Raw genomic sequence first — 13,945 nt, forward strand, 5'->3', positions numbered from 1 at the left:
GGAGTGTTACCAACTTTGCTTGAAAATTTTAAAAATAGCGTTGTTTTATACGGATTGAGTTATTCCTATCGGTTTTTTAGCGCTATTTCTATTGCTTGTTTTTCAATTCTGTGGGGATTTCATGTTTCTGCAGCGCCGCTAATTAGCGAACCCAAGTTTGTGCAGTTATCTACTGTGCAAGGATTGTCACAAGATACAATTAATGACTTACTTATCGATTCCAGCGGCTTTTTATGGGTGGCAACTCAGGCGGGGCTGAATCGATTTGATGGTTATCGCGTGCAGCATTTTGATGGTAATGAAATGCAACTGGCTGATATTTCCATTGATGTTATTTTTGAAGATAACAATCAAAATATTTGGGTGGGCACACGTCGTTCAGGTCTTTTTAAGATTGAGACCAAAACCGGAGAAACGACCCTTATTGAACATTTCGCTGTCGGCGGTAGTACTTGGTCGGATAGCGTCACCAGCATCAGTCAATTACCTAATAACCAAATTATCGTAAGCACGGAACGCAGTGTTTATATCGTTAGTCCTGATTTGGGCAAAGCTTCACTGCTATATCAACTGCCTAAACAAAAACAAGTGGTTGAGTTTAGAATCAACGCGACTCTTTTCCTAGGGGATAAACTGTTAATTGGCCGAGGCGATGGATTGTTTGAGGTTGATTTAGAAAGCGGCAAAGAACGTCAAATTGAGCTACTAGGGCAGCAAAAACAAGAACCCATTAGCAAATTGTTTTTAGCCAGCGATAACGTTATTTGGATTGGCAGTAAGGTCGGTTTGTTTTGCATTCCCCTTAATCAGGATAATCAATTTGATCTGGTTGATCATGCGTTGAGTATTCCAATTTTAGACATTTACGAAACAAGCTATGGCAGTTTATATATAGGCTCGCAACAAGGCCTGTTTAGTTTCGACCCTACTTCGGCACAGCTTCAAGACTATTTAAACCCCTCCGATAGTCGGCTTTATATAACATCGGATGATGTAACTGCGATTGATGTGGATAGTAAAGGTAACCTGTGGTTGGGTTCCGCGTTTGATGGTGTGTTGTATTGGTCAACACAAAGCACAAAATTCGAAAACGTTCGTCAAAATAAAGACGATGAAATCCAGTTAAGTAGCAACAGTGTGAAGTCTTTTGCACAGTTTAATGATGATGGTTTGTGGATAGGCACGAGTAATGGCCTGAATTATTATGACCTAAAACAACATGAGTTACGCGGCCATTGGTTTACTGAAGACACAGTCGGGGCGAAACGAGCTCGAATTCGCGATATAGAAACGTTCGGTGACAACACTTTATTGTTAAATACCGATGGTGGCTTGTGGTCTTTTGACACTACTACTAATACATATGCTCTTGCACCGAGCGTTGATGCAAAAGTTGCCCAATTACTGAGTAGCAGGCTAGACAGTTTTGCCAAAGATAATAACGGCCTTTACTGGTTCAGTAACTTGGAAAATTTCTACAAATATGACGCACAAACGGGTGTTGTGACTGAAGTCGAAACGTTAAATAAACAAATTGATGCCAGCGCGTCATACGGCTTTTTGGGCCGCAGCCGTGTATACAAAGATCTATTATGGATAGCCGAACGAGAGCAATTATGGGCTTACAATACACAAACCGATAGTTTGCAAAGTGTCCATCGTCTTGAGCGTGCAAGCATGGGACAACCCGTTTACCCAGAGAGCGTCGTTGAAGATAATAACGGGACCCTATGGATTGCGTATCCAGGAGCGGGTTTAGTTGGACTCGATTCGACCATTTATACTCCTAAATATGGTTTCGACAAGCAGAACTTGCTGCCGAGTAATATGATTTATGGGATCAACCAAGATGCCAATGGCTCTATCTGGATGAGCTCTCATGCAGGTTTATTGAAGTTCGACCCAGCGGGCCCTTATTTACAACAATATGGGATTTCTCAGGGGTTAGACGGAAAAGAGTTCAATGGTTTATCGCATATCGTTTTACAGGACGGACGTTTGGTTTATGGCTCACAAAAAGGGCTGAGCATATTCGATCCATCATCTTTTGAAACTGATGATGGCGTACCACCCCAAGTAAAAATAACCTCCATTAAACTCAGTTCCAGTTCACTCAAAATGCCGTTGGTCAATTTGAACAAAAGAGTGGTGTTACTTGATCACAAAGATGCCGGTTTAACTATCGAGTTCTCGACACTTGCCTTTGAACATCAAAATACCACTCAATACCAATACAGGCTTGATGGAACCGACAGTTATATTTATCCGGCAACAACGGACTCTCAGGTTACTTTCCCCAAACTAGATCCGGGAGAGTATGTGTTTTCAGCCATTTCATTTGACCCTATGACGGGTGTGAAAAGTCCACCTGCTTCAGTCCATATTTTTGTCAAATATTCACCTTGGTTATCGCCTGCGGCTTATACTATTTACATTTTTATATTTGTGTCTTTGGTGCTGTTTTGGTGGTATCGACGAGATCTACAAAATAAACAGGTAATGTCGGCACATGCTCAGGCTTTGCAGAGTAAAAATCGACTAACCTTAGCGCTAAGTGCGAGTAACAGTAATGTGTGGGAGTGGCGCTCGGACAGTAACGAGTTTTACGCACCTAGAGTTTCCGAAGAATTAAACTATCAGTCTGACGATAACTTACTCAGTTTTGATGCACACATGGATCTCATCCATGAAGATGATAAAGCTTTATTTAAGTCTAATTGGCAGGCTTTTATCGATAAGAATAGCCACGGTTTAGACGTAACGTATCGATTACGTTCTCGCATGGGGGAATGGTTTTGGTACCGTGATGTGGGTAATGAGGTGGTAGATGAAACCGGGCTAGAAAGTGTTGTTGCCGGTACCTACAGCAATGTGACCGAAACCGTCGCAGATCGAGAAAAAGTCAGGTTATTTGGTGAGGCTTTCAAACATACACGAGACTGGGTTGTCATTTTCAACACAGATCTGGTGCCGGTAGCGGTAAATACTGCTTGTTGTGACGCATTTGGGATTAATGAGAATGGTGATTTAAAAAGCCAATTAACTCGTTTATTTAAATTGAATGCTGATTATCCTCCTCGATTCTGGAAGAAACTATCCGAACTGAGTGTGACAGGGCATTGGAAAGGGGAAGAGCAGCTAAATATTCACAATGATAAAGTCTTAAATGTACTCATTAACATGACCTCCATTGCCAGTATGCGGGCACAGGGGGAAATAGATTATTATCTAATGATTATGTCGGACATTAGTGAACAAAAAGAAGCAGAGAACGAACTGCGTCGACTGGCTAACTTTGATGGTCTGACTGATCTCCCCAATCGGACGTTACTACTCGATAGGATTAAGCACGGGATTGATCACGCTTCTCGACACAAGTCTAAATTGGGCGTGTTTTTTATCGACTTAGATCGCTTTAAACAAGTTAATGACAGCTTAGGACATAAAGCGGGAGATGAATTACTCAAAGTCGTCGCCCAGCGCCTGACCAACCTATTGAGACAAGATGATACTGTTGCGCGCTTAGGCGGAGATGAATTTGTTGTAATGGTAGAGGAGGTTAAACACCCTGATCGTTTAAGTATCTTGGCTCAGCAACTTATTGAGATCCTCGAAGCGCCTATCCAACTAGGGAACCAAACCGTCAGCGTGTCTTCAAGTGTGGGTATTGCGATTTATCCTGGCGATGCTGATACGCCAGAGGAGTTGTTGAGAAACGCAGATTTGGCTATGTATCACGCCAAAGAACAAGGTCGTAGTGATTTTCAATATTTCACTCAACACATGAATGAAAAAGCCCAAGACCGTTTGTTAATGGAAAATCGCCTTAAGAAGGCCCATCAAAGTAAAGCGTTCATCAATTACTACCAACCAATTGTCAATACTAAAACAGGGTTAGTGGGCGGCTTTGAATTACTAATGCGCTGGCCTGATACCAATGGCATGGTACCACCAGATCAATTTATTCCCGTTGCCGAAGAGTTGGGGTTAATTGAAAACATGACGTGGGATGCATTAGAGCGAGCCATGCCAGTATTAAGTGAATGGCAAAGTAGAGAGCGGGAAGTGTATTTGTCAGTTAACCTTTCAGCACGACATTTTGAACGTCAAATCTCAATTGACCATATCGTGTTGCTGTTAGAACAACACGGTCTACCTGTATCAGCCTTAAGGTTTGAAATTACTGAAAGTGCCTTGATGCGAGATTATGAACGCGCGCTCCATTATATGGAGTCCATGCGCCAGCGTGGGTTTACCATTGCTTTAGATGATTTTGGTACGGGTTATTCATCACTTAAATATCTAAAAGAGTTCCCTATTCAAGTGCTTAAAGTTGATAAAAGTTTTGTTGATGATATTGGTAAAAATAAGAGTAACGAAGCTTTAGTGTTAACAACTCTGCGTATGGCTGAAAGCCTTGGAATGTATTGTGTTGCTGAAGGTATTGAGCAACAAGTGCAAATTGATTTCTTCAAACAGCATGGTTGCAACCACCTGCAAGGCTATTTTTATTCTAAGCCTGTGCCAGAAGATCAAACCGCAGCATTAATTGCGAAAAGTTGGCTGCTGTAAAGGGAGTTAATTGTTCATTCTTGTGTTTTAGTGTTTCCAACACATGCAACAGGCAAAGTTCCGTATTTGCCTGTTTAAGAGCAGTTATAATGAATTACGTAGTTAAGAATTAACCTCAGGTTCTAGCAATTTAAATCCAAGCTGACTTAGCACTGCGTTATAGCTCCCTAATTAAATATCTGATTCACATGGTTAGCAAAGGGGCTAGCTTTCATAAATCCAGTTACCCTGGCAGAAGACAATTCATTACCCTGCTCGTCAAAAAATAGAATAGTAGGCAGTCCTAATATGTCGAACGCTTCTTGAAATTCAATGTTAGTGGCGGTGTTGTCAGTAAGATCTATCTGCATCCATACTGTATCAGAAAGTGCATCCATTACTTGCGGATCAGGGAAGGTATATTTTTCGAACTCTTTACAGGCCACACACCAGTCGGCGTATAAATCCACCATCACGGTTTTGCCTTGTGCATTGGCTGCACTGAGCTTTTCCTCAAAGTCCTGTAAGTTCTTCACCAATAAAAATGTGGGGTGAGCACTGACATCGGCCGTTGTCGATGATGTAGCTGCTAAATGACTTTGAGACTGTGACTGATTAAACTGATGATAACCATATAACACTGAGCCTATTAATCCGGCAAAAATAATTAAACTGCGTATTCCTTTCCACAAAGTGGTGGGGGTATTCAGATTCATCACGTAGAAATAGGTAAAAGCAATCAGGCCTAGCGCAGACCAAATATACTCAATCCAAATATTGCTCACTAAACGCTCCAAGAACGTTAGTGCAACCACTAGCATCATAAAGCCGAATGCAACCTTAACCACATTCATCCAGTTGCCTGCTTTGGGTAGTAATTTACCACCTGTAATACCAAATAAGATGAGTGGAATGCCCATGCCAATACTCAATGCATATAAGGCAAAGAAACCTAGAAGTTGATCACCTTGTTCGGCAATGTATAACAAAATGCCAGTTAAAGGTGCTGTAGTACAAGGAGATGCTACTAATCCGGATATGATGCCCATAATAAAGGCACCAATAAAACTGCCACTTTTTTGCTTATTACTTAATCCGTTTAACTTTTCCTGCCATTTAGATGGCAATTGCAACTCGTATGCGCCGAACATCACTAATGCAAGGGACACAAAAATCACAATTAAAACCCCTAAAATATAAGGGTTTTGCAAATACGCCGTAAATTGAGCTCCCGCTGAAGCAATGACTAATCCTAAAATGGAATAGGTAATTGCCATGCCCTGCACAAACATGAAAGATAAGCTAAAGGCCTTAGAGGTACTGATTGATTTACCTTGACCTATCACTATGCTGGACAAAATGGGGTACATAGGAAAAACACAGGGAGTAAAGGCTAAACCTATGCCTAATAATAGAAAGGCCGCTAATTTAAGGATTAGTAATTGCTCACCTTTAAGTAAATTGGCAAGTTCGAACTGTTGTGACACCGGCGTTGAATCGGTACCTTGGTTTACATCGTTAGTTTGCTTAGCTTCAGTAACTTGCTTAGGGGGGGGTGTATTGAGTACTTCGTCTAAATACACCACTTGTACCGTTGGTGGGTAACATAAACCAGCGTCAGCGCAGCCTTGGTATTGCAGTTTCACTACAGCGTCTTTTTCTGAGCTTAGGACGGTGTAGTTAATTTCAACTTGATCATAGAAAACGGGTTGAGGCTCATCAAAAAACTCGTCTTCTTTGATGATTGCTTCAGGGTAAATGGGTTGACTAATCTCGCCATTTTTTACGACTGTCTTAAATTGGTTTTTGTATAAGTAGTATCCCTCTGCGATGGTGAAACGCAAAAGTAACTGATCATCTCTCTGATCGAAATCAAATTGAAATGCCTGCTCAACGGGTAAAAATTCCGGTTCATCTGCAAACAAATCATCAAAAGCTAAATTGCTTTGAGCCACACTTGCCCAAGAGAATAATACAAATACAGTTAACGATATAAGACGTCTAAAATTCATGTAAGGCTACTTTTAATCCAATTTAAATATGCGTCGCTGGCGGAAGCACTATCAATAATTACCCATTGAGGAACATCATAAGGATGCATGCTTAAGGTTAACTTAAATGCGTCCTCTACCTTATTCGACATGGTTTTAATAATTAAGTGCATTTCGGAGTCGGTGACGACCTCATCTTCCCAATGGTAGAACGATGATATCGGCTGAGATATCTGCACACAAGCAGCGAGCTTAAGGTTTACCAACTCACTTGCTATTTTTTCGGCTTGCTTCTTAGTCGGACAAGTTGTTAATACTATACAAAATTGTGAACTCATTAATATACCTTTTGTACTCTGGCCATAATTGACCTTAATAATAAAAGATATCTTTCAAAAGATAGAGATTGGATCTATTCGCACTGTATAGAATTTTATACTTGCTCCTTTGCAAAATAATCTTGTGAAATGACAAATTGTCCCCAGATCACTTGTTTGACCGAGGAGCATAATGTGTTTGGTAAATTGTTTATTTTGTTCGCTATCTTACCCATAGCCGAGATTGCGTTGTTAGTGAATGTTGGCGAGCAAATTGGTGGTTGGAATACCGTCGGCATCGTTATTGTCACGGCAATCATCGGAGCTTATTTTGTGCGACAGCAGGGGATTGCGACCTTGATGCAAGCACAATCAAAAATGCAATCAGGTGTAATGCCAGGACAGGAGGTGGCCGAAGGTCTTTTGTTGGTGTTAGCTGGAGTGCTATTAGTGACACCAGGTTTTATTACTGATGGATTAGGCTTTTTACTATCGCTTCCCGTTACTCGCCCTTTTATCGCCAAAAGCCTACTTAAGCAACTCGCTGTTAACGTTGTAGCGGGTCAACCCGGGCAAGGACAACATACTTATTCCCATACCACTTACTCTGAAACTACATACTCGCAACGAGGTAATCAGCAAGATGGTGACATTATTGAGGGAGAGTATGTTGATAAAGATGAGGTTGAGAAACGGCCTAAAATTGACTCCCCATCAGACCGTTAACCTTTAGACGTTATTGATTAACCCTGTTTTGCTTTAACCCCACCGGTTAAAGCAACTCGCATAGCCTCTTCTACGCCAATGTCTAACTTAGTAATTTGCTGACGTTTTACATATAAGGTGTAACCCCCTATTTGATAACTCAGAGGTATGTAAACTCCCACTTTATCCTCGTCTTGGAAAATTTCGAGGGCAACTTGGTCGGCAGTGATGAAACCAATCAAGTGCATATCAGGTTTAATTTCCACAGATACAACGGCTTTAGAGTTTTCTTTATCGCTGATTTTGAATACGGTTAAGGTATCTCTTATTGCGCCATATACCGATTTAACCAGCGGAATTTTTTCAACTTGTCGATTTGCTGTTGATACAATCCAACGGACAAAAAATACATTTACTAACAGACCTGTAAGAAGAATAAGCGCGCAGGCGGTTATAATTCCCATGCCAGGAAAGTAAAATGCCTGAGAAACGTATGGGAACAGCAGCGCTTCTGCTCCTGACATAAACCAATAAATAAAATACAGGGTCAATGATAAGGGTAAAATCGCGGCTAGCCCCTGAAAGGATAAAGACAATAGCTTTTTCATTAATTAACAACTCATGTAGTAACGAAATCCAGGTTATAATGACAGAGCTTCAAGCAACTGGCGAGATCATAAGGATTAAAAAATGAAAGCAGGTGTATGTCACATATTAGTTAAAGATAAACAGCAAGCCGAAGAGTTGAAACGTCAGCTTGCAAAAGGGGCAAATTTCCAGCAACTCGCCAAAAAACATTCTCAATGCCCATCGGCTAAAAAAGGCGGAGATTTGGGAGAAGTGAAACCCGGACAAATGGTAAAGGCGTTCGATAATGTGGTGTTTAAGAAGCCAGTTTTAACCATTCATGGCCCTGTTAAAACGCAATTTGGTTTCCATCTCATTAAAACCCTATATCGCTCATAAACCCCACAATTTTCCCGCTTCCTTCGAAAACAGCAAAAAAAACACAAAAATCATCCTAAAAATAGATTTTTTTTAACATAAACCCTTGAAGTCAGTAAGGCTATCCCCATCTTTGCTCGCAGACACTCATTCGAGTTGAGGTGAAAGCCGCAACTCAACCCCCGATGTTCGGGAACTTTAACTTTAATATTGGAATTTTCAGGAGATTTGAAAATGGCAATCCGTCCTTTACACGATCGCGTTATCGTTAAACGCCAAGAGCAAGAAAGTAAATCTGCTGGTGGCATCGTGCTAACTGGCTCTGCGGCCGAAAAATCAACTCGTGGCGAAATCGTTGCAGTTGGTAATGGTCGAGTTTTAGATAATGGTGAAGTAAAAGCACTTGACGTTAAAATTGGCGACGTCGTGATTTTTAATGATGGATATGGTGTTAAAACCGAAAAGCTAGATGGCGAAGAAGTGCTTATCATGAGCGAAGGCGACATCCTAGCGGTTGTTGAATAACAGCATAATCAATAAGACAGAATTAAGAGGAAATTAAACATGGCAGCTAAAGAAGTACGTTTTTCTGATGACGCACGCGTCAAAATGCTTGCAGGCGTTAACGTTCTAGCTAACGCAGTAAAAGTGACTTTAGGCCCTAAAGGTCGTAACGTAGTTTTAGACAAATCATTCGGTGCTCCTACCATCACTAAAGATGGTGTATCAGTAGCCAAAGAAATCGAATTAGAAGATAAATTCGAAAACATGGGCGCACAAATGGTTAAAGAAGTTGCGTCTAAAGCTAATGATGAAGCTGGTGACGGAACAACTACCGCAACTGTACTTGCTCAAGCTATCGTAACTGAAGGCTTAAAATCAGTTGCTGCTGGTATGAACCCAATGGATCTTAAACGTGGTATCGACAAAGCTGTTGTTGCTGCAGTTGAAGAACTAAAAGCACTATCTGTACCTTGTGCAGACAGCAAAGCTATCGCACAAGTAGGTACTATCTCTGCTAACTCTGATTCAGAAGTAGGCGACCTTATCGCTGAAGCAATGGACAAAGTAGGTAAAGAAGGTGTTATCACTGTTGAAGAAGGCCAATCTCTACAAAACGAATTAGACGTTGTAGAAGGTATGCAATTCGACCGTGGTTACCTATCTCCTTACTTCATGAACAACCAAGAAAACGGCACAGTTGAACTAGACAGCCCATTCATCCTTTTGGTTGACAAAAAAGTATCTAACATCCGTGAATTACTACCTACTCTTGAAGCAGTAGCAAAAGCCTCTAAGCCTTTGCTTATCATTGCTGAAGACGTTGAAGGTGAAGCACTAGCAACACTAGTAGTGAACAACATGCGTGGTATCGTTAAAGTTGCAGCAGTTAAAGCACCTGGTTTCGGTGACCGTCGTAAAGCTATGCTTCAAGACATCGCGACACTAACTGGTGGTACTGTTATCTCTGAAGAAATTGGTCTAGAGCTTGAGAAAGTTCAACTAGAAGACCTAGGTACTGCAAAGCGTGTTGTTATCAATAAAGACAACACAACTGTTGTTGACGGTGCTGGTGAAGAAGAAGCAATTCAAGGTCGTGTTGCCCAAATCCGTGGTCAAATCGAAGAATCTACTTCTGACTACGACAAAGAAAAACTTCAAGAACGTCTAGCTAAATTAGCTGGTGGTGTTGCAGTTATCAAAGTTGGCGCAGCAACTGAAGTTGAAATGAAAGAGAAAAAAGACCGTGTTGAAGATGCACTTCACGCAACACGTGCTGCAGTAGAAGAAGGCGTAGTAGCCGGTGGTGGTGTTGCTCTAGTACGTGCAGCGTCTAAAGTTAGCAACCTTACTGGTGAAAACGAAGACCAAACTCACGGTATCAAACTAGCACTACGTGCTATGGAAGCACCACTTCGCCAAATCGCAGCTAACGCCGGTGCTGAAGCATCAGTAGTAACTAACGCTGTTAAAAATGGTGACGCTAACTTCGGTTATAACGCTGGTAATGACACTTACGGCGACATGCTTGAAATGGGTATCCTAGATCCTACTAAAGTAACTCGTTCAGCTCTTCAATTCGCAGCATCAATCGCAAGCTTGATGATCACGACTGAAGCGATGATCGCTGACGCTCCTGCTGACGACGCAGCAGCACCTGCAATGCCTGATATGGGTGGAATGGGCGGCATGGGCGGCATGGGCGGAATGATGTAATTTATGCTTGATTAAATTGCCTATTTCTTCGTTGCTTCATAGTTCGTTTAAGAAACACTAAACGTCACTATAAAGCGCCTTGAACTAAACAATTTACTCTACGCCTAAATAAGCTTAATCCCTTATTTATACGAAAGCCCGAATAGCAATATTCGGGCTTTTTTATTGGTTATTTTAGAGCCACTGTCAGCTTACTTAGGAGCCTGCCAAGAGTGATTCGTTTTTGCCAGCTAAATACTCAATGGAACCGTTGGGGTTTTGCTTGAAATGTGAACATATATTACTTTGCATTACTTGTAGCCCTGCTGTAATGTTTTAATAAATTAACAGTATAAGACCTTCTTATGAGAAAGCTTTCCTATTTCTGCCTAGTTGCACTAATGAGTGTGTCATCATTTGCTTGGAGCAATGACTTGAGTGCCACAATCCAAGCAAATAATGATAAATACATAGAGCTGTTCAATGGTGGGAAGGCTGAGCAGTTGTCCCAAATGTTTACAGAAGATGCATTATATTTAAATGATGGTTTTCCAATAATGCAGGGGCGTAAAGAAATAGCCAAACAACTCAAACTTGAAATGTCAGCAGGGCCAGCGACCATAACTTTAGAAACTGTTGAACTAAAGCGTGACGATAGAACGGCAACAGAGGTCGGACTTTGGGAAGTCACCATAAAAGGTGAAAAATCTGATGAAAAAATATTGGGTAATTACTTAGTCGTTTGGCAAAAGCAACCTGATGGGCAATGGCTGATTTATCGTGACGTAATTAACTATTCAGAAAAACATCAAACTCTATAAAACAACATTGTGATACGAACCGTACTGAGGCACGACGTTTTTTTACAAGTATTTTATTATTTTTCAAAGGCTTAAATAAGTCTTTTGAACAGTTGGGGTATAATATGGGGTATCCCACTTTGTGAATTTTATTTTTTATCTAAATATCAGTTGTTTGAGTGTTGAGTGGGCGGCATGATGTAGTCAAATTTGACTATGTAGCTACTCGTAGCCTCATAAGCTAAAAATAGAAAAGCCCGCAGATTTTATAGTCTGCGGGCTTTTTTAATGAGTTTTCTTTGCCAGTGATTTTGTCTAATTACTGCGTGACTAGCGAATATTGGGGCATACGATTAATTTTCTATGCCTGATAGTCATACTTAGTAGCTATAGCATTCGCTCAAACATCACGCCCTGAGTTCTACCATCACTTACCTCTACTTTTATTACTTTGCCACTTTCGTCACGTATAAACGTCAAGTCGCTCTCTAGAAAGCCCAGCGAGCTAAATACATCCTTCTCAGTTGGCGTTAATTTTAATTCAGGAGAGCCATACAGCTTAAGCATTAATTGCTCATCTTGGTTCACGCTAATGGTATAAAGTACTTCAAGTTCCTGAGAAAAGTATTTCCCCGAATACGCCAATAATTCAGCCTTAGAGGGCTCGACCAATGTTAACTTTTCAAATTCATAGTCGGTGCCGTAAGCCTGAACTGTTAGCCCTGACACCTTTTTACTTTCGATATGGTAAGAGATATTAAATCGTCCATCGCTAGTAGTGAACTCAGTGTTAGACTGTGTGATAAGGGGAATAGTCTCGCCCCCATTAAACTCCATTTTTAACTGTTTATCTGTAGCTTGCATGACGATATTTAGGCCAAGTATTTCTGACTTGAATGTACCTGCTAATAAATTAAGTTGCTTTGTTGAAAGCGCCACCGAGTCTCGCTTTGTTTCTTGTGACGCATTATCTTCAGACTCTTCTACAAAATATTGTTTAAAAAATAAATCGGCAATTTTATCTGCAATGCTCAAACTAAATGTTGAGTTATTGCTGTTAACAAACACACCTTTTTTAATTTCAGGGTAGTACATATAGGCGGTTAAATGTGCCATATCGCCACCATTGTGTGAGTACCTAATCAAGCCTTTATCTTCCTCTACACCCAGCCCTAGCGCATAAGTGAGTTTTTCGCCGCTATTGAGTGTGCCAACTGTGGTAAGTTTTTCAATAACATCAGCTCCCCCTAATGTTTTGGCATTGAAGTTATTGGACCATTTGGCCATATCTGCTGCTGTGGTATAAATTCCTCCGGCGCCTGGGGCTGAATATAAATCCCCGGTTTCGCGATAGCCGTGTTTGTCTACGCTGTATCCTTGTGTAGCATTGTTAATAATATTCCCCGGATCCCGTCGTACGAACGTACTGTGCATACCAAGTGGGATAAAAACATTGTCTTTCATCCAAGCAGGGAAAGACTGCTTTGTAATACGTTCTACAACGTGGGTCAGCAAAACAAAAGCAGTATTGTTGTAATTCATTTTTTCGCCCGGTGAAGCTTGCAAGTTAGGTTGCTTCTGGACAATTTCTATCGCTTGCTGCTTGTCGATGTAATCTTCACCATGCCATCCTCGCATTGCTAGAAGACCGAACATTTCCCGTAATCCATTGGTGTGATTTAGTAAATTTTTAACGGTAATGGTTTCCCCAAAATCAGGTAGCTCAGGTAAATATTTACGAATATCATCATCTAAGTTAAGTTTGCCTTGTTGTTCTAAAAGCAAAATACCCATTGCCGTAAATTGTTTGGATACTGAGCCTATATTGGTTGGCATATTAGCCTGAAAAGGGATGTTAAAGGCAAGGTTGGCCATACCCACAGATAAGCTGTGTGTGAGTTTTCCGTCTTCAATTATCCCCGCAACAGCTCCCGGAGTATAATTATTATCGTAAGCAATAAATAGCTGCTTTAACCGGCTCTCTGGCTGATTTGCAATAGGCTCATTAATATGAAGCTGTAAAGTGTAACTGCCGCTACTGTCTGCCGTATTATCTTCTTCAGTCTCGTACTTCGCTGGGCTGATAGTGATACGGTATTTACCCGCTTGTTGAGTGTCAAACGTAAAATGTTCTTTGCCACTTTTAGTTCTATCAATATTTTGTATTTCTATTCCAGTCGGATCGAAAACCTGTAGCTTCACGTTCAAACTTTGTTGGTCTACTTCACCAAATATAAAATTGTTATCAGCCACCTCAATAATATATTCATGTGTTTCATTTTTAGTTAATAGGCTATGCCTTGGTGCAGTATTAGTTATCAGAACGTCGGATGAAAAGCGTTGATTTTTAGTTGTATCTGAGTGAGTTTGTGCGGCGTATGTGGAGAGAAAAACACCGGCCAAGGCAAAAAAATGACATGATTTCATCAACAATTCCTTT

10 protein-coding genes are annotated in these 13,945 nt (G+C 40.9%); 6 read left to right on the plus strand and 4 right to left on the minus strand.

Annotation, left to right across the window (positions count from 1 at the left end):
• Positions 1-15 precede the first annotated feature (15 nt).
• Positions 16-4,572, plus strand: a complete 4,557-nt coding sequence (locus ABJV04_RS12755; RefSeq protein ID WP_348491904.1) for an EAL domain-containing protein — start codon at positions 16-18, stop codon at positions 4,570-4,572.
• Positions 4,573-4,739: 167 nt separating this feature from the next.
• Here ABJV04_RS12755 and ABJV04_RS12760 read toward each other — a convergent pair whose 3' ends face one another.
• Positions 4,740-6,563: a protein-disulfide reductase DsbD gene (locus ABJV04_RS12760; protein WP_348491905.1), complete on the minus strand. Its 1,824-nt coding sequence runs from the start codon at positions 6,561-6,563 to the stop codon at positions 4,740-4,742.
• A complete protein-coding gene (gene cutA / locus ABJV04_RS12765) occupies positions 6,560-6,880 on the minus strand; it encodes a divalent-cation tolerance protein CutA (protein ID WP_348491906.1) in 321 nt (106 codons plus the stop codon). Before cutA ends, ABJV04_RS12760 begins: the two co-directional genes overlap by 4 nt.
• 129 nt (positions 6,881-7,009) lie before the next feature.
• Between cutA and ABJV04_RS12770 the strand changes: the two genes are divergently transcribed.
• The gene (locus ABJV04_RS12770) at positions 7,010-7,585 is read left to right on the plus strand and encodes an FxsA family protein (RefSeq protein WP_348491907.1); all 576 of its coding nucleotides are present in this window, start codon (positions 7,010-7,012) and stop codon (positions 7,583-7,585) included.
• A 17-nt stretch (positions 7,586-7,602) separates the two neighbouring features.
• On the opposite strand, the gene ABJV04_RS12775 is transcribed toward ABJV04_RS12770, so the two are convergent.
• Positions 7,603-8,172: a DUF502 domain-containing protein gene (locus tag ABJV04_RS12775; RefSeq protein ID WP_348491908.1), complete on the minus strand. Its 570-nt coding sequence runs from the start codon at positions 8,170-8,172 to the stop codon at positions 7,603-7,605.
• Positions 8,173-8,254: 82 nt separating this feature from the next.
• On the opposite strand from ABJV04_RS12775, the gene ABJV04_RS12780 reads away from it, so the two are divergent.
• The 4 genes from ABJV04_RS12780 (at position 8,255) to ABJV04_RS12795 (ending at position 11,526) form a co-directional block, all read left to right on the plus strand.
• Complete coding sequence (locus ABJV04_RS12780; protein ID WP_348491909.1) at positions 8,255-8,530, plus strand: peptidylprolyl isomerase; 276 nt, start codon at positions 8,255-8,257, stop codon at positions 8,528-8,530.
• 213 nt (positions 8,531-8,743) lie between these two features.
• Complete coding sequence (locus ABJV04_RS12785) at positions 8,744-9,034, plus strand: co-chaperone GroES (RefSeq protein ID WP_143834662.1); 291 nt, start codon at positions 8,744-8,746, stop codon at positions 9,032-9,034.
• A gap of 39 nt (positions 9,035-9,073) precedes the next feature.
• A complete protein-coding gene (groL, locus tag ABJV04_RS12790) occupies positions 9,074-10,726 on the plus strand; it encodes a chaperonin GroEL (RefSeq protein WP_348491910.1) in 1,653 nt (550 codons plus the stop codon).
• A 380-nt stretch (positions 10,727-11,106) separates the two neighbouring features.
• Positions 11,107-11,526: a DUF4440 domain-containing protein gene (locus ABJV04_RS12795; RefSeq protein ID WP_348491911.1), complete on the plus strand. Its 420-nt coding sequence runs from the start codon at positions 11,107-11,109 to the stop codon at positions 11,524-11,526.
• Between the two features lie 366 nt (positions 11,527-11,892).
• On the opposite strand, the gene ABJV04_RS12800 is transcribed toward ABJV04_RS12795, so the two are convergent.
• On the minus strand, positions 11,893-13,932 hold the full coding sequence (locus ABJV04_RS12800; RefSeq protein WP_348491912.1) for a serine hydrolase domain-containing protein: 2,040 nt from the start codon (positions 13,930-13,932) through the stop codon (positions 11,893-11,895).
• Between the last annotated feature and the right edge of the window lie 13 nt (positions 13,933-13,945).

The organism is Aliiglaciecola sp., assembly GCF_039982535.1.
GTDB lineage: Bacteria > Pseudomonadota > Gammaproteobacteria > Enterobacterales > Alteromonadaceae > Aliiglaciecola.